Here is a 20,138-nt window from a genome sequence, read left to right on the forward strand (position 1 = left end):
CATGCAGGAAAGACTGGTGGACCTTGGTCAGGATATGAGGCTGGTCACCGACCTGCTGCATGACCTGAACCAGAAGGTTGCGGGCACACCCACAGCACCGGACGCGACCGGCTCACAGGAGTCAGAGGGCATCCCGGACGAGCTGATGGCTATGGTGCTGGAAATCCTGCTTCTGACGCGTGCGAATTCAACCCGTCAGGATATCCGCATGGCACAGGGATCGGTTGAATACGCCGGACTGCCTGTGTGGGAAGGCAAGAAGCGCACATAAATGGGCACGAATATGGACGTGTCCCGGTCTGCCTCAGAGAGTGAGTTCTGGGTCAAAACAGCGCGGTGTCAGAGGCATGGTGGGGGTTCTCCGAATGGAACGGGCACTCTGTGATCTCACATGAGCGATCAGCACTTGCTGACATGCCTTGCGAAGATACGCTAACAGCGTATATAAAAAAGCATGACAGGGCCTGATATCGAGTTTGAATGGGACGATGCGAAAAGTGACGCCTGCTTTGAAGAGAGGGGGTTCGATTTCGAATATGCAGCCCAGATTTTTCTGGGGCCTGTTCTTCAGAAACCGGACGACCGTAAGGATTATGGAGAACCCCGTATCCGGGCCGCAGGCTTGATCGAAGGTGTCCCGTTTATGGTCGTTTATACGGTGCGCGGGATGTGTCTGCGCATTATCTCGGCCCGGAAGATGCACCGAAAGGAGTGGATCAAATGGCAAAACTGACATTGGCAGACATCAAACGTCGTGGCGGTCGGGTCGATCGGGCACGCGTTCAGGCGACGACGGCCGCAGAGATTGACCAGCAGGCCCGCGAAGATGGGACAGAAAGCGATCTGCCGGGGCCAGCCTATCCATCACCGGCGACGGTGCGCCGCCAGTTAAAGCTGACCCAGACAGACATTGCCGCTCTGGCTGGTGTGCCGGTGGCGACATGGCGGAACTGGGAGCAGGGCCGTGTGAGCCTTGACCCGGCGGTGCGGACGCTTCTGCGTGTTTTGTGGCGTGAACCCGATGCGGTGCGGCGGGCGATGGTAGCCTGATCGAACCACAGAGAAGCGGGATCAGGAGCAATGAGGTGCACCTCTCGCAAACGGCCCCTTCTTGCTAGACTGCCTTGAGATACGCATAAAGCGTTTCCCGGCTTATTCCCAAGTCACGGGCAATCTGGGCTTTTGGCTCGTGAGCAGAAACGCGGGCCTTTAGAGCCGTGATCTGATCCGGTGACAGGGATTTCTTACGTCCGGGTAGCTTTCCCCTGGCTCTGGCAGCCTGTTGCCCTTCGCGCTGGCGTTCCTTGATTAAGGACCTCTCAAATTGAGCAAAAGACCCCATCACTTGCAGGATCATCGTCTGCATGGGCGAAGCATTCCCCTCGAACGTCAGGGCTTCTTTGATAAACCGAACACCTACGCCACGGGCTGTGAGTGTCTCCACAAGATGCAATAGGTCTTGAAGGTCACGAGCAAGCCGGTCGATGCTGTGGCAGATAATGGTGTCACCTTCCCTTACATAACGAAGCATCTCGGTGAGGGCCGGTCTGTTCCGCGTGCCGCCGGAGCATTTGTCCGTGAAGGTCTTATCCACCTTCATCCCATCGAACCTCTGCCGATCCGTGTTCTGGTCAACACTTGATACCCGAACATAGGCGATGATCTGACCGGCCATGATGAACGCTCCTTCATGTGTCAGGAAACACCTATGGAATATGATCACAATATGTCAATAAATTCGTTTTACGTGTTTTCCTGACACTCGAAAAGCCCGGTTCTCAGCCAAGGCCGGAAGTGTCCAGAAAAGTATGCAATGTTGACACCTACCGATCCCCAAACTTGCGGGCAGCGTTCTCACGTTCAAATAATTCCTCAATCGCCCGTTTGATAAGCTGGGAATTGTCCAGCTTCAAACGCGCGCGAAGAATTGCGACCTTTTCCACCGTGTCAGCCTCCAGATAACCGCCAATGTGTTTTAGTCCGGCTCTGGTATTCTTCACGGATTTAACTGCCTTGGTTGCCGATTCATCAATCTGCTCTGGTTCCTGCTGACGTTTCATCACGTCCAGAAATGAACTGGCTGTTGGTTTTTTGCTCATTTTTGCACCTTTGCACGCTTGCTTTTGTGCACAATTGCACTTGTGCCAATGTTCGCATGTTCTTTTATGCGCATCCAGAGTGCAGCAATTTCCTGGGCTGCTCTTCCTCTAGGCTCCGTCTCTGTGGCTGTTTTCCCTTCGCGGGCGGCATCTCTATGCGCCTTCAATCGCGCAATAGACGGCAATGCCATGTCCAGGTTCAGATTTGCGAAAATCTCTCGCCCTATGTCCTGTTCAGTTTTTCCAGATGGCTGCGTCATGGTCAGAACGGCAAGAGCTGGTTTCCCTGCCAGTCGTGCCAAGCGTTCCGTGCGAGCAACCTGCTCATATGCCTCTATGTCTGGCGTGCAGGGTATCAATACCATATCGGCGGAATCAACGGCGGCTGGCGTCTCTGTGCTTCTGGCTGGTGGTGTGTCGATAAATACAACATCACATCCTGCATCCTCTGCACGTTTCAGAATTGCAGGCAGTTCGCGCTCTGTTGAGAACTGAACTAATGGCGTGTCTGCTTCTCGACGTTCAGACCAGGCAACGGTTGATTGCTGGCTGTCCATATCAATCACCAGGACATTCAAGCCTTCCAGAGATGCCGCAACAGAAAGAGATCTGGTAAGCCAGGATTTACCGACACCTCCTTTCTGCATAGCGATTGCAAAAGTTCTCATGTGCATTTTTGCCCTTGTCCCATTGTGCACAACTGCATTTGTTTATAACTGCAACTGTGCAGGATTCCCAAGATATATCCTTGAATCGGTAGGCAAATAGCAGGCGTGATGTTGGTTTCGGGCTACGTAGGACCTAGTTTACCGCGAGCGTTTCCATATGCTTCCTATTCATAAGCCATACGGTGCTGGTGTCTGATATGTTGGTGGGGTGGAAACTAGGTGCTGCCCCGGTATCCTATGCTTTCACACCATCGTATCAAATCATTATGTGACATTCCTGCACCTGAAAGCGGCTCTGCATTAAAGAAATTACTCTGAGAATTGAGTTCGCTGTCATTTTGGCACTTAGAAAGAAACACCTGTTTCCTGCGGGCTAGGCCATCTTTAAGCTGTTGTGTGTAATGGGCAGCCGCAGCACGTGCCTGCTCCAATGGCTTGATGATCAGACGATACCGATTAACGCCGTTACAGATGCGCCCTGATACCCTCTGACGTTGCCGTGTGCGTTCGACTATCCCTAAACAGTAAGCGGTCTCTAAGGCCCGTATAACGGTTCTGACGCTACATCCCGCACGGGAGGCAATACTCTCATGACTAGGGAATAATCCACGGTGTCCCTGAAAGCTGGCGAGTGCCTGCAAGACAAGGTGCGTTTTACCTGTGATCTGACGAGATTGTGTGAGTGTCCAGAGAGTAGAAGCGAAAGAGGTCACAACCCAAAAGCCTTTCAAAAAAGGCGAGGCTTCCTCTCTCCTGCTGATCTAAGGCTTGAAACCGGCTTCGGTTATCCTTAGAATATAGCTTCGGACGCAACCGGTGTTGCTATCACCTTTTGCATCAAGTCCACCTCACCGCTGGAACAGTGAGTTTTTGAAGGGGTCGCCTTGCAGGGCGGCCCTTTCGCATTTCAGGCACTATGTATCTTGGAAGCTGAGTCTGGCAAGAGTATCATACACCAATAAGCACACGCTCAACCGCCTGCGGTTCTCGATCAATCAACATTAGCAACGTGCGGGCGGCCTTTTCTGGTATCCGGCGCTTCTGTTCCCAGTCACGCACAGCGGCGGCACTAAACCCATACCGAGCAGCAAAACGCACCTGGCTCAGACCAGTCCGCTTCCGAATATCAGCAACATTGATTTCAGGAGGCGTCCAGACACGACCGGGCTTTACAGCCCCTTCGGCAATACCTACAGCCTGCTCCATGGAGGCAAGCAGTTCATCGGAAATGTTCATTTTCTCTGCCATGTTAAGTCCCTCCCTGATCTGATCTCTTTATGCGTTCGGGCATAGATGTCATGGCTTTCTTCTGATCTGGCGTAAGATCATCCTGTTCATTCTTGCCGTAGATCAACAGGGCATAAACAGGAATCCGGTCACTCGCGACATACCAGATGACCCGAACACCGCCCCTCTTGCCTCGACCTGACCCAGCAAACCTTAGCTTTCTAACGCCACCAGTTCCGGGGATAACGTCACCTTGGCGTGGGTTCTCAGCAAGCAGCCTAATGAGTTCTGCCCGCCTCTTGGTAAAGATCGGGGTTTCTATAACTGAATGCATAACTTTTATACGGCATTGCCGTATTTTTAGCAAGAGATGATAATGAAAGCGTCTCCAGCGGGACAATTTCATAGCCCGCATGTTGTCACATCTGAAATCTCCCGGAAAAACCACCATGCAGCCCTTGATACACCGTGGCTCCGGTCATGTCCCAATATGACTATAGGTTAAGCAGCACACTTGGCTATTCCGGACCGCGATCGGTAACCCCCCGTTCCGGGCGACTGGAGTAACGGCCTATGTTCAGAATGGTCCCCAAAATCTATCTCATCATAAAATAGAAACTTTGCTAATTAATCCTCCAGATATGGAGGGCAAGAGTTTATGGGATGGTTTTTGTTTATTGATGAATCCGGACAAGATGGGAAAAATTCTCCTTATGAAGTCCTTGCGGGGTTGGCAGTTGAAGACCGAAAATTGTGGCCTCTAATTAAAGAAATAAAAAAAATACAGAATGATAACTTCGGGATGAATTTATTTGACGCCTACGGTTCAGAAGCCAAAGGACAAAAGCTTTTAAAGAAAAAAGTATTTAAATTATCTCAGCAAAAGGCACCTATTCCCAAAGATGAACGGTTAACATTGGCTAAGGCGGCCCTTCAAAACGGCAGTTCTGTTCAAGGAGATCAATTGACGGCTCTTAGCCAAGCTAAATTAGCATATGTGTCAGATGTTCTTGATGCCTGTTATCGGCACGGAACCGTAGCCTTTGCTAGTATTATTCCAAATAATATTGAAAAACACAAAGGTAATTTTTTAAGGAAAGACTATTCCTTTCTTTTTGAACGATTTTTCCATCATCTTGAAATAGAAGGAAACCCTATAGGAACTATAGTTTTTGATGAGTTGGACAAATCTGAAAGCCAAATTCTTGTTGATCAAATGTATTTTTATTTTTCAAAAACAAAAAAAGGAATTGAAAGATCATCTTTAATAATACCAGAACCACTTTTTGTTCATAGTGATTTGACAACGATGATTCAATCCGTTGATCTAATAGCTTATATTATAAGCTGGGGGCTTAGACTTACAGGTGGGGTGCGCCCCATGTCTCTCCCGAAAAGAGATGAATTGGATAGCTTCGCTACACAAGTTTGTAGATTACGCTACCATCATCACAATCCTACTGGATACGACACATGGGGATTTGCGGTGATTGGGGACCTAAGGGTTGCTTATGAGAAGTAAGCAACACCTCTAAAAAGGAAAAGGCAATGCAACCGTACGGTTCACAAAGCCTCCATGAAGAAATATAGCGAAAACGTCCATACCACGCAAGAGGATTTCTACTAAAATTTCCTGCTACACTATAATGTGGAGGGATCGAAGAACTGTTTGTTGATATGCCTTGGTTCTGATTTTGGGCTTTGGGCGTTCTGATTGACAGTTTCTGCGATGGCACGATCGGAACCAGAGAACAACCAGGCTTTCCTGCCCAGGGCGATGCCGCGTAGGGCGCGTTCTGCTGCATTGTTCGTCAGACAGATCCGATCATGGGCGCTCAAAAGGGTACCGGTATATGCTTACCTGGCGCGGATTTTATTATCCCGCCAGTTCAGGTCTCCATGTTTTCTGCGGATTGCGCCAGTCCACACCCTAAAGCAGACAGATCAATTGTGACGGGGAGAGATGGATCGCTCCGTCCTTTGCCGAAGGCCACAGGAAATGCCCGCGTTCGATCCGCTTCGCATATAAGGAAAGGCCGATCCCATCGCGCCAGATCAGTTTCACCAGGTCGCCGCGTCGGCCCCTGAAGGCGTAGACGTCAACCATTTACGCAACAAAGCCCGTGAACTCTCCTATTGAGCGGATACAAAAAGAGGAGCACGCACCCGTTTTGTGCTTGCTTACCAAGCATGATTGGACAATGCTTGGTAAGCAAGCATTGAGGAAACAATGAACGATTCTCAAAAAAAAGGTGGCCTTACCCGCGCCAAGTTACTTTCTCCTTCAGCTCGTAAGGCCATAGCGCGCGCAGGAGCTCAAGCCCGATGGGCAAAAGCTGACCCAGAAAGAGAAAATCTTCCCAAAGCTGTTTGTGGTTCTAATGAGAAACCCCTCCAAATTGGAGAGGTCGCAATACCAGCTTATGTCCTTGACGATGAACGTAGGGTCTTAACCGTTTCTGGTATGTCAGACGGCCTTTCGATGGCACGCGGTGGTTCTGAAATTCCAGGCCTCAATAGATTCGAACTTTTTGTATCTCGTGATCGCATTCATCCTTATGTATCTGACGATTTACAAAAACAAATATCGAACCCAATTGTTTTCCTTACTCCAACAGGATCAAAAGCATACGGATATAATGCTCAAGTTTTAGTTGAGCTATGTGAAGCAATATTATCTGCTCGTGAAGCCGGAGTACTACAAAAACAACAACTAGGTATTGCTCAACGAGCCGAAATATTGATGCGTGGCCTAGCCCGCGTTGGTATTGTAGCTCTTGTCGATGAAGCTACAGGCTATCAAGAAATCCGTGATAGAACGGCACTTCGTAGCATTTTAGAAGCTTATATTTCTAAAGAATGGTTGCCTTGGACACAACGATTTCCGCTTGAATTCTATCAAGAGATGTACAGACTTCTTGGCTGGAAGCTTGATCCATCTAGTAGATCAAAACCTGGTTATGTTGGCAGACTAACTAATGCTTTAGTATATGATCGCTTACCTGTCGGAGTTTCAGAAGAATTGCGGTCTTATAATCCTGTTGACCCAAATACGAAAAGAAGAAAATTTAAACACCACCAGTTCTTAACAGAAGATATTGGAAATCCACACCTAGAAAAACATGTTTCAAAAGTCATCGGACTCATGCAAGCCTCTGAAAATTGGAATGAATTCAAACATCTATTTAGAAGAGTATTCAAGCCCTCCCATACACATGGTGACAGACGCACAGTTGATATGAGCAAATAAAAATTTAAAAATGATAGTTTAGTTACCCAAAACTAAAGATGCCAAAACTGGTTTGTAATTATATTTTTCTATGGTTCCATCAGAAATTTTTCTTACAATTTGTGAAATAATTTCTAATGGAACCAGAAACCACTCTTTCGGCTGCACTGGATGCCCGAACCGATCCTGAATCGTCAGATCAATCTGTGCTGGAGCCAGAACCCGGTGAAAAATCTTCTCCAGCTTCGTCCGATTGATGTTGAAGAGCTTATAGGTCGCCACGACTTCCACATCAGCCAGAAGATAGGTTGCATCATGCCTGGCATTGGCGATCCGCTTTTTCACATCGCCTCCCGTCACCCCGATCTTGTGGATCAGATTACGATGCTGCGCGATATACGGGTTATCTGACAGACTTCTCAAAACATAGATCGTGCCACTTTCCAGATCATCCGGTTCAACGGTTGTTCCGAACAAAGGCCCGACAGTCGGATCTGTAATCCGGCGACCAGCCTCATCCTTATAGAGAGCCCGCTGGAGCGACCTCAGCAGGACATCGCTTTCAGTCCCGTTGTCATAGATGACCCGCAGACGGCTGTCTCTGCGACCGTATTCTGTCTCGAACTCTTCTCCGACATGGGCAACGTAAACCATCTGCCCTTTCAGGATAAAGAATTCTCCCTGCCGAATACCGGCTTCCTGCCCAAAGGGACGTGTTTCCCGCACTCCTGATTTCAGATCCTCCTGCACCTGTGCGAACAAAGGCCGGAAGGTTTCAAAATCCTTGCAAGGCTCCCGGCTGGCAATTTCTTCCGCTGCCCGCACTTCTGCGCGTGATTTCACATGCTTCAGGACAGTGATGGAGTCAGCCGCTGGCTCGACCTCAACGCCCAGTTCCGCCAGAAGCGCATCATCGTCCAGCGTATCGGGATCAGGACTCTCAGCCTCCTTCCCGGAAACACTCAGAAGCCCATGCGGATCGCGCTGTGCCAGCAATGACCGGCATTTTTCCAAAGCCCGTATCCGATCCAGACGCACGGCATAAAGCCGCTCAAAGATATCCCTGTCTTCTCCATGCGCAGGCGCATGCCCGTGTTCCTCATAGAAACGGCAGATATCCTCAAACCCGGCAATAATCCGCTCTTCCTCGGCGGTCAGCGCAGGCTTCTTTTTAGCCTCAAGCGAGACACCAAGTTCGGCCAGAAGCTCTTCATCGCTCAGGTCAGCCATTCGCCCGTTCCTCTGCCGTCTTACGCGCCAGAACCGCCACACCTTCAGCCATCTTACGTTCCCACGCATCGGAAGATGTCAGCTCCGGAAGGCGTCCCCTCTCTTTTTTGAACAGAAGCGCACGCTTGGCCAGATCCCTGGCCTCTTCAATCGTCAGAGCAATATGACGACCGGCAATGACCTCCTGAACCTGTTTGAGGGTCTCTGCATTCATGCTCCTGGCCAGGATCTTGTAGGCTTCCTCAAACGGATTGATCGCATCAATCAGGTCGATATCCAGATCACGGACATTCATGGCAATCTTCCGCATCCCCTCAATCAGGGCTGTATTGCCACCAATCTTCTCCTCTCCCCCGGCTGCCTGCGTGACCTCTTCCGCTGCCTTCTGCCCCTTCTGGGTCAGATTGAATGCCGCCACGGCGTGCTGGCGCACAGCCTCCTGATCCTCATCTGAAAGCTCGGGATAACGATCCCGAATGATTTTCCCCAGCCTGACCTGTGTCAGCTCCTGAGGAACCGTCTCCTCGTCAAACAGACCATGCTCCAGGGAAGGCTTGTCCTGCACGAAGGAGGCCACAACCTCGTTCAGGTCTTCCCGGCAGATCCGCTGCGCTTCCGGGCTTTTGGGGGAAACCAGCCCCTTGATCTCCATATGGAACTGACCGGTCTGCTCATTGAAGCCAACATTCGTGCCGTTTGGCTTGTAGCCTTCTTCTCCGTAGTCATAACCATCCAAAGGCGCACTTTCTTCGGTCTTCGGCGTAAACTCGAAACGTGGGGTCAGCACCTGTTCCATAAGCAGGCTGGCGGCAATGGCCTTGAGCATGTCATTGACCGCATCCGTGACTTTTTCCTGGGACGCATCCGGTTCAGCAATCAGGTTGATGAATTCGGCCCGTGTCTTACCAGGCGCATCACGGGTAGCACGACCAATGATCTGAATGATTTCGGTCAGGCTGGAACGGTATCCGACCGTCAGCGCCTGCTCACACCAGATCCAGTCAAACCCTTCCTTGGCCATACCCAGCGCAATGATGATGTCCACATGATCGCGGTTGTTCTTCTGCGCCGGATCCTTCAGAGCAGACACAACCTTGTTGCGCCGAACAGGCTCATCTTCCACCAGATCAGCAATACGCAGCACCCGGCCATCGGTACGGCGCACCAGATGAAAGCCCGTTTCTTCATCTTCTCCTTCCCAATCTCCCAGGACGGACAGGATATGCTCGACTTCCTTGTGTTTCTGAGTCGTGCTTTCTCGTGAATTGACATTGGGAATATGCACGATCGTTTTGCGCGTACCATCCAGCACCCGGTCAATCGCATCCAGATAGGAACCCGTATAGAAATAATATCCCAGATCCAGCTCTTTCAGATACTGATACCCGTTCAGCTGCTGATAGTAGGTGTAGGTAACTGTCTCGAATTTCCCTTCATCTTCCGGAGACAGCACAGCAACGGCATCCCCACGGAAATAGGAGCCGGTCATGGCGATGATATGCGTCTCCCCACGGGCAATCAGCTGGTTGAGATAATATCCCAGCCTGTTTTTCGGGTCCGCACTGACATGGTGGAATTCATCCACCGCCACCAGACACCCATCGAATGCCGCGATACCCAGTTCTTCCGCCGCGAACCGGAACGTCGCGTGGGTGCAAACCAAAGTCTGATCTTCACTGTTCAGAAACTCACCAACAGCTTTGACCTTGGACCGTGCGACCTGTCCTTCATCTGAACCTGGCGCGTTGCAGAGATTCCATTTCGGCTTGACGACCCAGTCTGCCCAAAAGCCGAATTTGCTCAGCGGTTCGCTCATGAAGCTGCCCCCGATCGAGCGTTCCGGCACAACGATCAGGGCTTTTTTCACCCCCTGATGCACCAGCTTGTCGAGAGCAACAAACATCAGGGCACGGGATTTACCAGAAGCAGGCGGTGACTTGATGAGAAGATACTGCTCCCCACGTTTCTCATAAACCGCTTCCTGCATGGGGCGCATGCCCAGCTCATTGGTCCTGGCAGACTGCCCTGTCTGGCCGGTACGCAGGGAAACGGCGGGAATAACCGGATTGATCGTCATGACTCAGGCAGCGTCCTTCTTCTTTTTCATCTTGCCGCCCTTCTTGGCGATCATCTTGCTGTAGAGGTCGAACAGCTTTTCCAGACGCTCCGTATCATTGCGGAAGCGCCGACCGATATAGATCCGCTCCAGCACCTCATCATTACGATCATGAGCGGCCTGTAAATTGTCTGGCATTTTGTCAGGATCATACAGATCGGCAATCGTGGCTGGGAAATGCGCCTCGCGCGCCAGAAGAATATCCTGGGCACAACGGGTCAGATCGGCACGGTTCTTTTCTGTCAAAGTCGGAACAGGAAAGGTATTCCAGCCCAAAGTGTTCGAATATGAAAAACGCATTTCCAATCGAACACAAACTGTACCAATCCACACCCAATGAAGGCGAGAGGCAATCAGCGCCATATTCCATAGAGGAACATCGTACAAAGCAAAATTTCGGTCACCGATAATTGTATCAGAATTTTCAAGTCCAACAGGCAGATATTCGCGATTTTCTGAACTGACTCTAGCTACGACAAGAGAGTAATTCTTTGCCACAGACTGTATTTGCCGAAACCGATGTGGGAACTTAGCTGCTGGACGGGTTTCAGCAGCCTTACTTTCTGACCTCATCTTAGAAACAGCCTGAATGCGACGATTTAATTCTGGAATACGTTCCGCTGCATCACGATCTCTATCTTCTAACCAAAGGCAGTATCGGCTCTCACCACGAATAAATTCTTGTGCTCCAAGAAATTTTTTTATGTAATGTACGGAAGAAGGATAACTTTCTAAAAGTCGATTACGTTCTTCTGCTGTAAAAAACAAATTACCGCCATCTGTAGGTTTATTACCCCACTCCATCAATCCGCGATTATCTTGTGGTTTTGAAATAGAGTTCACTATTATATTTTTTCCACACACAAGATAAGCATTGATATACTCAGCTTCCTGCCGGATTATTTTTCCATCCGTTCCGTTTGAAAAGAGAATTTTGGAATGCTCAGAAACAGGAGCAATACCAATGATAGCGACAGTCACACCTGCATTATGCGCCGCTAGATTGGCCCACTTGAACGACGTATGGGCAAAACTAATTTCATAATTCAGCCCAAAAATCAGGGGCCAGAGAATGGGGACCTGCTGCCCCTGACAGATAGAATTCGTACTCACAAATGCGCTGGAAGAGCCTGTTCTCTGTCCATAATCCGCAGCTTTCATGAACCAGCCCGCGACATAATCCAGAGACTTCCAGGATTTCGCACGCTTCCCGAAAATCTGCTCCAGATCCGCCTTCTGTTCAGCTGACTGCCAGGTGCTGCCCTTATACGGGGGATTGCCACAGATATAGGTTTCCGACCCTTTCTGAGGCGGGCAAACGTCAAACCAGTCCCGCTCCAGGGCATTCCCGCAGATGATATGCCCTGTATCCTTTAAGGGTAGCACATTCAGGCGGGCCTGTTTCTGGTCGATATGGATTTCGTCACTCTGGAACTCAGCGATCAGAAGAGACAGACGCGCAATTTCCACCGCAAAATCACGGATCTCAATCCCATAGAAATTAGCCAGAGGGATGACTGATTTCCGTTCCGCCCGCTCTATCTTCAGCCGGTCATCAATCTCGCTCTGAATGTCCCGCAAGTCCTTATAGGCAATCACGAGAAAATTGCCCGATCCACAGGCCGGATCAAACACCCGAATGCCGGACAGACGCTCTTTCAAGGCATGCAGCTTCTGGGTATTCTGGCCTGCCTTTTCCAGTTCCTCACGCAGGCCATCCAGAAACAGCGGATTCAGCACTTTGCGGATATTGGGCACACTGGTGTAGTGCATCCCCAGCGCACCGCGCTCCCCTTCATCCGCAACAGCCTGGATCATGGATCCAAAGATATCCGGGTTAATCTGCGCCCAGTTCAGCTCCCCTGCACGTAGAAGGTAAGTGCGGGCTAGTTTACTGAATTTTGGGCAGTTCGTTGCCCCTGAAAACAGGTTTCCGTTTACATACGGAAACTCTCTGGCCCAAGATTTAACCCCGCCCTTGTCACGATCATCATTGCGCGTATCCAAATCCATTGTCCGAAACAACTCGGCCATGACGTCATGCGTCTGATCCGTGGCCCCTTCTGTCATGGTCTGAATAGTTCTGGTAAACAGATTGTTCAGGAATATCCCGGTATCCTCGGCAAAAAAGCAGAAAATAAGACGCGCCATGAAATGGTTCATGTCATGGCGGCGTCCTTCCGTTGCCCAGTCAGGATTTTCTTTCTGAAGTTCAACATAAAGACGGTTCAGGCGTGACGTGGCCTTAACGTCGATCGGGTTGTTCTTGATCTTCTGAACAGTCGTAATACCCGCCAGAGGTAGGAAAAACCCGAACCGATCAGCCAGATGCGTGAACACATCTGTAATGTGCTCATCTTCCGTGCGGTCTTCCGCCTCAAACGTCACCCCATCCGTGGCCAGCAGAAACCGTGCCTTGGCTGACTGGGTCTTGGGGCTTTCCCGAAGCAGATTGAGGGTTTGGGCAACCTGGCCTTCTGGACAGACTGCTAAATGAATGTTGTTACGCTGAAGCACCGCTCCGGGAATGTCTGAACGGTTATCTTTACGAAGCCGTTTGATCGTGACATCGCGGTTTCCGAATGCTTGCAGGAATTCGAAAGGAAATTCCCCGGGATTAAAAGGTGCCTCGGCAATTTTGGAGACAGCTTCTTCAATCTCAACGGGATTCATGCACAAAATTCCATACGTTCGAAAAACAGATCATACACCTCATGCGCCACCTGACACCTCCAGGAAGAGGCGGACCAGAGGTGCGTTGATATAATAATTGCTCCGCCCTGAGCGGTGCTTGGACAGCAAGCCTTTCTCTGAGAGCTGGTCGAGGTATTTCCCTGCCGTCTGACGGGCGATGTTCAGATCCGCCTGGACATACTCGATTTTCGTGTAGGGATGCCGGAACAGGTTGTTCAGCAGCTCCTGGCTGTAAATCTTGGGCAGCTCTGTGCGCATCCGCTGCTTCATGGTGGCCATCTGCGCCCGCATGCCTTCAATCAGATCAAGGGTAATCCTGGATGTCTCGGCCACGGCACGCAGCATGTAGAGGATCCACGCCTCCCATGCGCCTTCATCCCGCACCTTCTGCAACAGATGATAATACTCATCTTTATGACGGGTGATATAGCGCGACAGATAGAGGATCGGGATATCCAGAAGACCGGTCCGGGTCAGATACAATACGTTCAGGATCCGCCCAACGCGGCCATTTCCATCGGGGAAGGGATGGATGCTCTCAAACTGATGGTGGATTAGGGCCATCTTGATGAGCGGATCCAGGTCACAGCGCCCGTCATCATTCACGAACTGCTCCAGATCCGACATATGCCGGATAATCTCCCGTCCATCCTGCGGCGGCACAAAGACCACTTCTCCCGTACGCTCGTTCTTCAGGGCCGTTCCCAGTGTGTTTCGAAACCCATCACTCCGCTTCTTGAGCATCTGGAAAATCGCGATCAGTCCCTTGTTCAGGATCAGCCCGTCAGTTTCCTTCAGCTGCCGAAACCCAAGATGCAGCGCATCGCGATACAGAGCGACCTCCTTAGCCGCCACTGAGTCCGGCCCCTCAGGAAATAAATCGGCCTGAAAAAGCTCATCTTGGGTAGTAACGATATTCTCGATTTCCGAGGACGCCTTGGCTTCCTGCAAAGCCAGCGTATCAATAAGGATCCCCTGATTAGGAATGGTTGCCGCCCGCCCCTTCAGTTCCGCCAGAGCCTTATTGGCCTCGACCAACGCCCTGAGCACCGGAACCGTTTCTATCTCCGTCTGAGGCGGCAAAGGCCGAATAAGGTAGGTTGGCGTTAACATGACATCCTGACGTGGTAGCAATATGCGTTTTTTCTAACACGTCAGAATGATCCGTCAAAGAAATCCGGTTTCGTTAACACAAGACGGTCTGCTAGCTCCGAAATTCCAAAGCAACCTCCTGTATCAGGCCAGTGCAACATGACCTTTCCTGCTTAACGTAAGATTTCGCTCTCTCCCGGGAATGTTTCCTTTTTAACAATTTTCCAGACAGAAAGACGTCTCCATCAGACATGCAACACATCAGTCTATTTATCTGACAAAGAAGCCACACGACTACCTTGATGCATAATGTCGGTAATCCCGACACCCTTTCCAAAGGGAGTCAGGATCATGACTCCCTTTGTTCGTATATCCTCAATATAAGCCTCATTTTGTAAAAGGGTGTGATTAATAACCACACCCTTTCTCTGCATGCCCAATCCTGGCGGCATAGCCGCTGCACTGAGGGTGCAATGGTGTATGAAGGGCCTAAAAAACCCTACGGCAGACCCGGCGGCAATCATGCGGCAACCCCAACGGCAAGGCTACGGCAACCCTACGGCGAACCCATCGGAACCCCTACGGCAATGTGACGGCAACACGAGGTTAGAGCCTATTTTCGATGGCCTCACGCATATCAGCGCGTAACTCTTCAAGAGAGATCAGGCATTGAATGAATCGGGCGTTCGCGTCCTCAAGTAGGGCGTCGTGAACATAGCCTTGCCGGAAATTGGAAGCCCTAGCTTCTTCGACTGCCCGTCGACGGCGTTCGCACTCTTCCATCAATTTTCCTCCAATCTGCGCCAGAAGTGTTTCATTTCTGTGGGGTTTCTGTTCCAGAAGGCGCCCCATTTCTGTGGGATTTCCGCTCCACTTCTGCGGGGCTTCCGTTCCACCTAATTTCGGACCTTCATACACCATTGCACCCTCAGTGCGGACGCTCCAGCGGGCAGGCGGGAAAGGGAGCCAGAATCTTGGCTCCCTTTGCGGATTTTGGCTGCATGTAAGGGTAAACGGAGAAAGGGGGACGGTTAGTAACCGCTCCCTTTGGGGAGCGGCTGGGGTTGCCTTCTGGGAAGTTTCGGCCAATCATGGCCCCAGAAACGGGGAAGGCCCGGTGCAGCAACACCGAGCCTTCCAACAAACCCACCCCGTGACCTACACCCGGTGGGCCTGCTACTTCCGAGGGGTAAGAGATAACCCAGTTCTGGGTTTCCCCTCAAGAGGAGATAGGTCCGCAGGGTTGAAAGATCGACCGTGACCTTAGTAAAAAATCGAGTTCCAGCCCTCTCTCACGATCACAACGCTATCCCTCGGCATACGTTGAAAAGCCTTTTCCTGTCCGATGTGGACAGACTGGCGCACGAAAGTGCGTGTTGCGTACGCTTGGGGTGAACACCTATGGAACGCTCTCGCAGAGTCCCTACTGTGAAAGACGTGCTTATGCCGAAATCGGTAGCGTTCGACATCCTGTGGCGGGGCGAGCGCCGGATGCGTCACTGGGGTGTAGATATTGGCACTGTTTCGTAAGAGATACATGCCACAAATTATAATGCGTTGTGCCTCGTCTATATGGGGGATGTCAGCATGTGAAATAGTCATGGGTGTCACGTTGAACCCCAGATGCGAACAGGGGATCGGCGTTTTGAAAATCAGGCCTATCGGGCGTCAGGTTTAAACCTGCTGGTGGCAGCGGTTATCCTATGGAATACGCGCTATCTTCAGTCTTCCATCGTAACGCTCGGCATTTCCGATGACCTGGCGCGGCATATTGCACCCCTCGGTTGGGAGCATATCTCTCTGACAGGGGACTATCGCTGGAATGTCGATGAACAACCCGACGTCGACGCGTTACGACCGCTTCGGGTGCCTGCATCCCTGCTTGTCGCTTGAACCCCAATGCTGGCGGTTCTGTAGGTGTTCACCCTAAGCGTACGTAAAATACACTTTCGTGTCGTGACCCCAGCATGCAGGAAAGACTGGTGGACCTTGGTCAGGATATGAGGCTGGTCACCGACCTTCTGCATGACCTGGACCAGAAGGTTGCGGGCACACCCACAGCACCGGACGCGACCCGCTCACAGGAGCCAGAGGGCATCCCGGACGAGCTGATGGCTATGGTTCTGGAAATCCTGCTTCTGGTGCGCTCATTCAGTGCGTCACATGAGAGGCAAATGGCCCAGGCAGATGTGGCGCAAATCGGCCTGCCAATTTGGAGGAAGGCAAATTTGCGGGACCGTTGACCTCTGACATGCTCACCGGCCTTCAGGCCGGTGAGCATGTCAGGTAAGAGGAAAGACAGCTACGTCGATTTAACCATCAGCTCCAACCAACAAAGCAATCTGACGTCTGATTGTGAATAATTGATCAGGACGTACCTTGCTTCCGGTTATGCGGAGACGATGCTTGGATGTGGTTGTCAGCAAAGCGCTAATTGCCCAACATGACTTGGAACAGCCGTTATCAGCGCTCGGATCAATCCGAACCGCCAGATCGGGAATAACGAGGTTCTCGTCGTCGGTTAGGGGAACAAGCATGACGTTCGGCCATTCAGGCGGAAATAATTCATCTTCAACAACAACAGCAGGTCGGAGTTTGTTCGGCTCTTTTGGCAAGGCATCACCCCGCCAATCTGCAAGAACAATCTCGCCAGGAGCGAAAACTCTCCCGCTGGCGACAACCGACCGATCACGCACCATGGGTTCCGCCGGTCTCTTCAAAAAGTTCCTGGGCAGAAGGTGTTGCCGCAACGTAGCGGGCAACCCGTGCACTGTCTCTGCGAATACGATCGCGGCGCGCGCGCTTTGCTCCTGTTTCCAAGAGATCACGGACAAGCTGACTCAAAGGAATACCGCTCGCTGCTGCTTCCTGTTCAAGATTGAGACGTAGACGTTCATCTATCCGGATTGAAAGCGGAGATGCCATAGCTTTCTCCATACAAATTGTATACTGATTTTGTAGCACAATTATGTATTCAACCACAACAAGAAACACTCTGAGATCAAGCCTATCTCCCCCGAACATGCAATTTTTAACAGATCGTGGCTTCCAGATATGCTTTACGGACGTTCTGCATGTCTTGTGGCGTGAACCCGGCGGTATGGCAGGCAATGATGGCCTGAGCCTCAGGCAGCCTTGAGATACGCATAAAGCGTTTCCCGACTTATTCCTAAGTCACGAGCAATCCGGGCTTTGGGCTCATGGGCAGAAACGCGGGCCTTTAGGGGTCGGTACATAGAACGGGCACAGATATACGCTAAGGTCGGATGCTGAGGGTATATGACGGAAAACAGGTGTTTTCCGTCATTTTTTTTCTTGCCGGGAAAAGATAGCGGCCAAGGTAGCAAAAACTGCACGACAAACCATGTCGCTTTGCATTACTGTGCGGAAACTCTTCTGATGAGGTTTGTCGTACATGCTGGTCGGTTATATGACTGGATCGAGCTCCCCGAAGAACGCCGCCGCGCCACCCGCGAGTTGAACAAGGGAGAGGCCCAGAACGCCCTCAAGCGCGCCATCTTTTTCCATCGCACCGGCCGGATCCGCGATCACGGACTGCAAGCCCAGGGACATCGGGCGAGCGCGCTCAATCTCGTCGCCAGCGCCATCGTATTGTGGAACACCACCTATCTCGGAGCCGCAATGCGGCATCTCGAACGTCAAGGACGATCCGTTGCGCCTGATCTGCTCCAGCATCTCTCTCCGCTGGGGTGGCAGCATATCAACCTGACCGGGGATTACCTCTGGACCGACGCCGGCATCCCGGAAGGGAAACTCCGCCCGCTTCGGCAAGCCATCACAATCACCGATAATCCTTAGCGTATATCTGTGCCCGTTTTATGTACCGACCCCTACATGACACTGGAAGGATTGGCCGCCATAAGCCATAGTCCCACAATCAGCCTGCCAGTCGTGGCAGCATGACCCCCTCGAGCCCATCGAGGATCGGTGTTCTTACACCACGCCTCGGGACACAGCCGTCAGACGGGTACCGAACGGTAGTGCGACGATATCAGGCTGGTATGACTGTGCATAAACGGAGAAAATATTATGATCCCTTTATTCCTCGATAAAACGACGAACCCGCCAGCGCCTCAGGAAGCGGGTTGGTATGTTCTTAGTGGGTCCAGGATTCTTGATGGTGGCCCATTCACGAGCGAGCAGGAAGCATTGCTCTGGGTTGATAGCCGACAACCGGATCCTGATGCGGGTGGACAGTCACCGTTCTGAATAGGCTTAGCAGCCTGTCGGGTTTGGCATTTTGCGGCTGATAACGCCGAGGCTGACCCGGCTTAAGCTGCCTGAATGGGGTCGTTTGCGGGAGGGGGCGAAATCCTACGCTAAGGATTTAGGCCAGCGATATTCGCCGGTGAGGTTGATGTGTTCCCATCCCAGCGGTGAGACATGGGCGAGGAGATCAGGCGGGATGATGATGCCGTCCACGGCGCGTCTGTCCACGACCTCCCCGAGTTTCATGGTGTTCCAGAAGATGATGATGGCGGCGAGCAGGTTCATGCCGGCAATACGATAGTGCTGCCCTTCGCCTGAGCGGTCGCGTATCTCACCTCGACGATGGAAGCTGATGGCGCGCTTGAGGGCATGATGGGCCTCGCCCTTGTTGAGACCGATCTGAGCCTGGCGCTGGAGACCGGCGTCGAGAATCCAGTCGATCATGAACAGGGTGCGCTCGATGCGACCGATCTCCCGCAATGCGAGGGCCAGCTCATTCTGGCGCGGGTAGGAAGCGAGCTTGCGAAGAATCTGGCTGGGGGCGACGATGCCCGCTGCGATCGTTGCCGTGACGCGCAGGATGTCGGGCCAGTTGCGCTCGATGAGCGGTTCATTGATTTTGCCGCCAACCAGCGCTCGCACATTGGCGGGCGTCGCGTTGGGCGTGAAGGCATAGAGTCTTTTCTGAGAGAGATCTCGGATACGCGGTGCGAACCTGTAGCCGAGCAAGGAGCTGGCGGCGAACACATGATCGGTAAAGCCACCCGTGTCGGCAAAATGCTGGCGGACGCGGCGGCCTGCGTGCCGCCGGTATCGAGCCAGGTAATATTTATGATGATCGTGCATCCGGTAGCCGCGATGATCGGCCCGGCTTAGCTGCATGCCTCAAATCCTTGCGCGACGGCGATGTGCTGGTGGTCTGGAAACTCGATCGCCTCGGGCGCTCGCTCGCCCACCTGGTCAACACCGTGAAGGATCTGTCAGACCGCAGGATCGGCCTGCGTGTGCTGACCGGAAAAGGCGCTCAGATCGACACCACAACCGCATCCGGCCGCATGGTGTTCGGTATCTTTGCCACTCTGGCCGAGTTCGAGCGGGATCTGATCCGCGAGCGCACCATGGCTGGCCTTGCCGCAGCCAGAGCGCGCGGACGAAAGGGAGGGCGAAAATTCGCCCTGACCAAAGCACAGGTGCGTCTCGCCCAGGCCGCCATGGCGCAGCGCGACACGTCTGTTTCCGATCTGTGCAAGGAACTCGGGATCGAGCGCGTCACTCTATACAGATATGTCGGACCGAAGGGCGAGCTCAGGGATTATGGGAAGCGCGTTCTCAGCTTAGCGTAGGATTTCGCCCCCTCCCGCAAACGACCCCAAATACACGGTGAGATTCACCGAAGACGAAGCTGAATGGCTTCAGGAGGTTGCTCCTGATGGTAACGTGTCTGGCTATATTCGGGACACCATTTTGAGACAGTCCAAAAATGACCGCAAACTGGTCAGCATGCAGGAAAGACTGGTGGACCTTGGTCAGGATATGAGGCTGGTCACCGACCT

General features: G+C 51.9%; 20 protein-coding genes and 4 pseudogenes. 9 read left to right on the forward strand and 15 right to left on the reverse strand.

What is annotated here, in order from left to right:
- The 3 genes from APA10_RS15105 to APA10_RS06095 form a co-directional block, all read left to right on the forward strand.
- The coding region (locus tag APA10_RS15105; RefSeq protein ID WP_035367366.1) for a hypothetical protein at positions 1-271 on the forward strand (271 nt) is incomplete at its 5' end.
- A 183-nt stretch (positions 272-454) separates the two neighbouring features.
- Complete coding sequence (locus APA10_RS06090; protein ID WP_003630730.1) at positions 455-733, forward strand: BrnT family toxin; 279 nt, start codon at positions 455-457, stop codon at positions 731-733.
- Positions 721-1,050, forward strand: coding sequence for a helix-turn-helix domain-containing protein (locus tag APA10_RS06095; protein WP_003630731.1), 330 nt, complete (start codon positions 721-723; stop codon positions 1,048-1,050). The genes APA10_RS06090 and APA10_RS06095 overlap by 13 nt, the downstream gene beginning before the upstream one ends.
- A gap of 64 nt (positions 1,051-1,114) precedes the next feature.
- Here the strand turns inward: APA10_RS06095 and APA10_RS06100 are convergent, their stop codons facing one another.
- From APA10_RS06100 to APA10_RS06115, 5 genes are all read right to left on the reverse strand, one after another.
- Complete coding sequence (locus tag APA10_RS06100; protein WP_035366356.1) at positions 1,115-1,675, reverse strand: recombinase family protein; 561 nt, start codon at positions 1,673-1,675, stop codon at positions 1,115-1,117.
- 148 nt (positions 1,676-1,823) lie between these two features.
- Positions 1,824-2,099, reverse strand: a complete 276-nt coding sequence (locus APA10_RS06105) for a hypothetical protein (RefSeq protein ID WP_003630734.1) — start codon at positions 2,097-2,099, stop codon at positions 1,824-1,826.
- Positions 2,096-2,767, reverse strand: a complete 672-nt coding sequence (locus APA10_RS06110) for a ParA family protein (RefSeq protein WP_035366358.1) — start codon at positions 2,765-2,767, stop codon at positions 2,096-2,098. The genes APA10_RS06105 and APA10_RS06110 overlap by 4 nt, the downstream gene beginning before the upstream one ends.
- A 215-nt stretch (positions 2,768-2,982) precedes the next feature.
- Positions 2,983-3,480, reverse strand: coding sequence for a helix-turn-helix domain-containing protein (locus APA10_RS14860; protein WP_124326547.1), 498 nt, complete (start codon positions 3,478-3,480; stop codon positions 2,983-2,985).
- A 235-nt stretch (positions 3,481-3,715) separates the two neighbouring features.
- Positions 3,716-4,015, reverse strand: coding sequence for a helix-turn-helix domain-containing protein (locus APA10_RS06115; RefSeq protein ID WP_003630737.1), 300 nt, complete (start codon positions 4,013-4,015; stop codon positions 3,716-3,718).
- 637 nt (positions 4,016-4,652) lie between these two features.
- Here APA10_RS06115 and APA10_RS06125 point away from each other — a divergent pair.
- A complete protein-coding gene (locus tag APA10_RS06125; protein ID WP_003630739.1) occupies positions 4,653-5,516 on the forward strand; it encodes a DUF3800 domain-containing protein in 864 nt (287 codons plus the stop codon).
- A gap of 212 nt (positions 5,517-5,728) precedes the next feature.
- Here APA10_RS06125 and APA10_RS14475 read toward each other — a convergent pair.
- Positions 5,729-5,818, reverse strand: a pseudogene (locus APA10_RS14475) (IS66 family transposase); the annotation flags it as partial.
- A 106-nt stretch (positions 5,819-5,924) separates the two neighbouring features.
- Positions 5,925-6,101 (reverse strand): IS66 family insertion sequence element accessory protein TnpB, encoded by a 177-nt coding sequence (gene tnpB / locus APA10_RS15565; protein WP_080587120.1) that lies wholly within the window; start codon positions 6,099-6,101, stop codon positions 5,925-5,927.
- 123 nt (positions 6,102-6,224) lie between these two features.
- On the opposite strand from tnpB, the gene APA10_RS06130 reads away from it, so the two are divergent.
- Complete coding sequence (locus APA10_RS06130; protein WP_003630742.1) at positions 6,225-7,244, forward strand: P63C domain-containing protein; 1,020 nt, start codon at positions 6,225-6,227, stop codon at positions 7,242-7,244.
- Positions 7,245-7,262: 18 nt separating this feature from the next.
- Here APA10_RS06130 and APA10_RS06135 read toward each other — a convergent pair whose 3' ends face one another.
- The 5 genes from APA10_RS06135 to APA10_RS15380 all read right to left on the reverse strand — a co-directional run bounded on the left by APA10_RS06135 (position 7,263) and on the right by APA10_RS15380 (position 15,276).
- The gene (locus APA10_RS06135; RefSeq protein WP_003630744.1) at positions 7,263-8,453 is read right to left on the reverse strand and encodes a GIY-YIG nuclease family protein; all 1,191 of its coding nucleotides are present in this window, start codon (positions 8,451-8,453) and stop codon (positions 7,263-7,265) included.
- Positions 8,446-10,530 (reverse strand): hypothetical protein, encoded by a 2,085-nt coding sequence (locus APA10_RS06140; RefSeq protein ID WP_003630745.1) that lies wholly within the window; start codon positions 10,528-10,530, stop codon positions 8,446-8,448. The genes APA10_RS06135 and APA10_RS06140 overlap by 8 nt, the downstream gene beginning before the upstream one ends.
- A gap of 3 nt (positions 10,531-10,533) precedes the next feature.
- Positions 10,534-13,242 carry a class I SAM-dependent DNA methyltransferase gene (locus APA10_RS06145; RefSeq protein WP_003630746.1) on the reverse strand — a complete coding sequence of 903 codons (2,709 nt, stop codon included), beginning with the start codon at positions 13,240-13,242 and terminating at the stop codon, positions 10,534-10,536.
- Between the two features lie 39 nt (positions 13,243-13,281).
- On the reverse strand, positions 13,282-14,376 hold the full coding sequence (locus APA10_RS06150) for a Fic family protein (protein ID WP_003630747.1): 1,095 nt from the start codon (positions 14,374-14,376) through the stop codon (positions 13,282-13,284).
- A 585-nt stretch (positions 14,377-14,961) separates the two neighbouring features.
- On the reverse strand, positions 14,962-15,276 hold the full coding sequence (locus APA10_RS15380) for an antitoxin VbhA family protein (protein WP_003630748.1): 315 nt from the start codon (positions 15,274-15,276) through the stop codon (positions 14,962-14,964).
- Positions 15,277-15,990: 714 nt separating this feature from the next.
- Between APA10_RS15380 and APA10_RS14485 the strand changes: the two are divergent.
- Both APA10_RS14485 and APA10_RS06170 read left to right on the forward strand, forming a co-directional pair.
- Positions 15,991-16,248: pseudogene (locus APA10_RS14485) on the forward strand (Tn3 family transposase); the annotation flags it as partial.
- A 74-nt stretch (positions 16,249-16,322) separates the two neighbouring features.
- Complete coding sequence (locus tag APA10_RS06170; protein WP_250697665.1) at positions 16,323-16,598, forward strand: hypothetical protein; 276 nt, start codon at positions 16,323-16,325, stop codon at positions 16,596-16,598.
- 69 nt (positions 16,599-16,667) lie between these two features.
- Here APA10_RS06170 and APA10_RS06175 read toward each other — a convergent pair whose 3' ends face one another.
- Both APA10_RS06175 and APA10_RS06180 read right to left on the reverse strand, forming a co-directional pair.
- Positions 16,668-17,054, reverse strand: a complete 387-nt coding sequence (locus APA10_RS06175; protein ID WP_003631194.1) for a type II toxin-antitoxin system PemK/MazF family toxin — start codon at positions 17,052-17,054, stop codon at positions 16,668-16,670.
- Complete coding sequence (locus APA10_RS06180; protein WP_250697664.1) at positions 17,044-17,280, reverse strand: BrnA antitoxin family protein; 237 nt, start codon at positions 17,278-17,280, stop codon at positions 17,044-17,046. Before APA10_RS06180 ends, APA10_RS06175 begins: the two co-directional genes overlap by 11 nt.
- A gap of 507 nt (positions 17,281-17,787) precedes the next feature.
- Here APA10_RS06180 and APA10_RS14490 point away from each other — a divergent pair.
- Positions 17,788-18,174: pseudogene (locus tag APA10_RS14490) on the forward strand (Tn3 family transposase); the annotation flags it as partial.
- Between the two features lie 516 nt (positions 18,175-18,690).
- Here APA10_RS14490 and APA10_RS06190 read toward each other — a convergent pair.
- A pseudogene (locus tag APA10_RS06190) lies at positions 18,691-19,386 on the reverse strand (Tn3 family transposase); the annotation flags it as partial.
- A 26-nt stretch (positions 19,387-19,412) separates the two neighbouring features.
- Between APA10_RS06190 and APA10_RS06195 the strand changes: the two are divergent.
- On the forward strand, positions 19,413-19,928 hold the full coding sequence (locus tag APA10_RS06195) for a recombinase family protein (RefSeq protein WP_456303565.1): 516 nt from the start codon (positions 19,413-19,415) through the stop codon (positions 19,926-19,928).
- Positions 19,929-20,138 lie beyond the last annotated feature (210 nt).

The sequence above is a fragment of the Acetobacter pasteurianus subsp. pasteurianus LMG 1262 = NBRC 106471 genome, assembly GCF_000285275.1.
GTDB classification, from domain to species: Bacteria; Pseudomonadota; Alphaproteobacteria; order Acetobacterales; family Acetobacteraceae; genus Acetobacter; species Acetobacter pasteurianus.

Excerpts from the sequence above, each read along its gene's own strand:
- APA10_RS06145 (WP_003630746.1), bottom strand. The coding sequence starts at position 13,242 with ATGAATCCCGTTGAGATTGAAGAAGCTGTCTCCAAAATTGCCGAGGCA.
- APA10_RS06135 (WP_003630744.1), bottom strand. The coding sequence starts at position 8,453 with ATGGCTGACCTGAGCGATGAAGAGCTTCTGGCCGAACTTGGTGTCTCG.
- APA10_RS06110 (WP_035366358.1), bottom strand. The coding sequence starts at position 2,767 with ATGAGAACTTTTGCAATCGCTATGCAGAAAGGAGGTGTCGGTAAATCC.
- APA10_RS06150 (WP_003630747.1), bottom strand. The coding sequence starts at position 14,376 with ATGTTAACGCCAACCTACCTTATTCGGCCTTTGCCGCCTCAGACGGAG.
- tnpB (WP_080587120.1), bottom strand. The coding sequence starts at position 6,101 with ATGGTTGACGTCTACGCCTTCAGGGGCCGACGCGGCGACCTGGTGAAA.
- APA10_RS06100 (WP_035366356.1), bottom strand. The coding sequence starts at position 1,675 with ATGGCCGGTCAGATCATCGCCTATGTTCGGGTATCAAGTGTTGACCAG.
- APA10_RS06090 (WP_003630730.1), top strand. The coding sequence starts at position 455 with ATGACAGGGCCTGATATCGAGTTTGAATGGGACGATGCGAAAAGTGAC.
- APA10_RS15380 (WP_003630748.1), bottom strand. The coding sequence starts at position 15,276 with ATGGTGTATGAAGGTCCGAAATTAGGTGGAACGGAAGCCCCGCAGAAG.
- APA10_RS06095 (WP_003630731.1), top strand. The coding sequence starts at position 721 with ATGGCAAAACTGACATTGGCAGACATCAAACGTCGTGGCGGTCGGGTC.
- APA10_RS06115 (WP_003630737.1), bottom strand. The coding sequence starts at position 4,015 with ATGGCAGAGAAAATGAACATTTCCGATGAACTGCTTGCCTCCATGGAG.
- APA10_RS06175 (WP_003631194.1), bottom strand. The coding sequence starts at position 17,054 with ATGGTGCGTGATCGGTCGGTTGTCGCCAGCGGGAGAGTTTTCGCTCCT.
- APA10_RS06125 (WP_003630739.1), top strand. The coding sequence starts at position 4,653 with ATGGGATGGTTTTTGTTTATTGATGAATCCGGACAAGATGGGAAAAAT.
- APA10_RS06105 (WP_003630734.1), bottom strand. The coding sequence starts at position 2,099 with ATGAGCAAAAAACCAACAGCCAGTTCATTTCTGGACGTGATGAAACGT.
- APA10_RS06180 (WP_250697664.1), bottom strand. The coding sequence starts at position 17,280 with ATGGCATCTCCGCTTTCAATCCGGATAGATGAACGTCTACGTCTCAAT.
- APA10_RS06130 (WP_003630742.1), top strand. The coding sequence starts at position 6,225 with ATGAACGATTCTCAAAAAAAAGGTGGCCTTACCCGCGCCAAGTTACTT.
- APA10_RS06170 (WP_250697665.1), top strand. The coding sequence starts at position 16,323 with ATGCAGGAAAGACTGGTGGACCTTGGTCAGGATATGAGGCTGGTCACC.
- APA10_RS06140 (WP_003630745.1), bottom strand. The coding sequence starts at position 10,530 with ATGACGATCAATCCGGTTATTCCCGCCGTTTCCCTGCGTACCGGCCAG.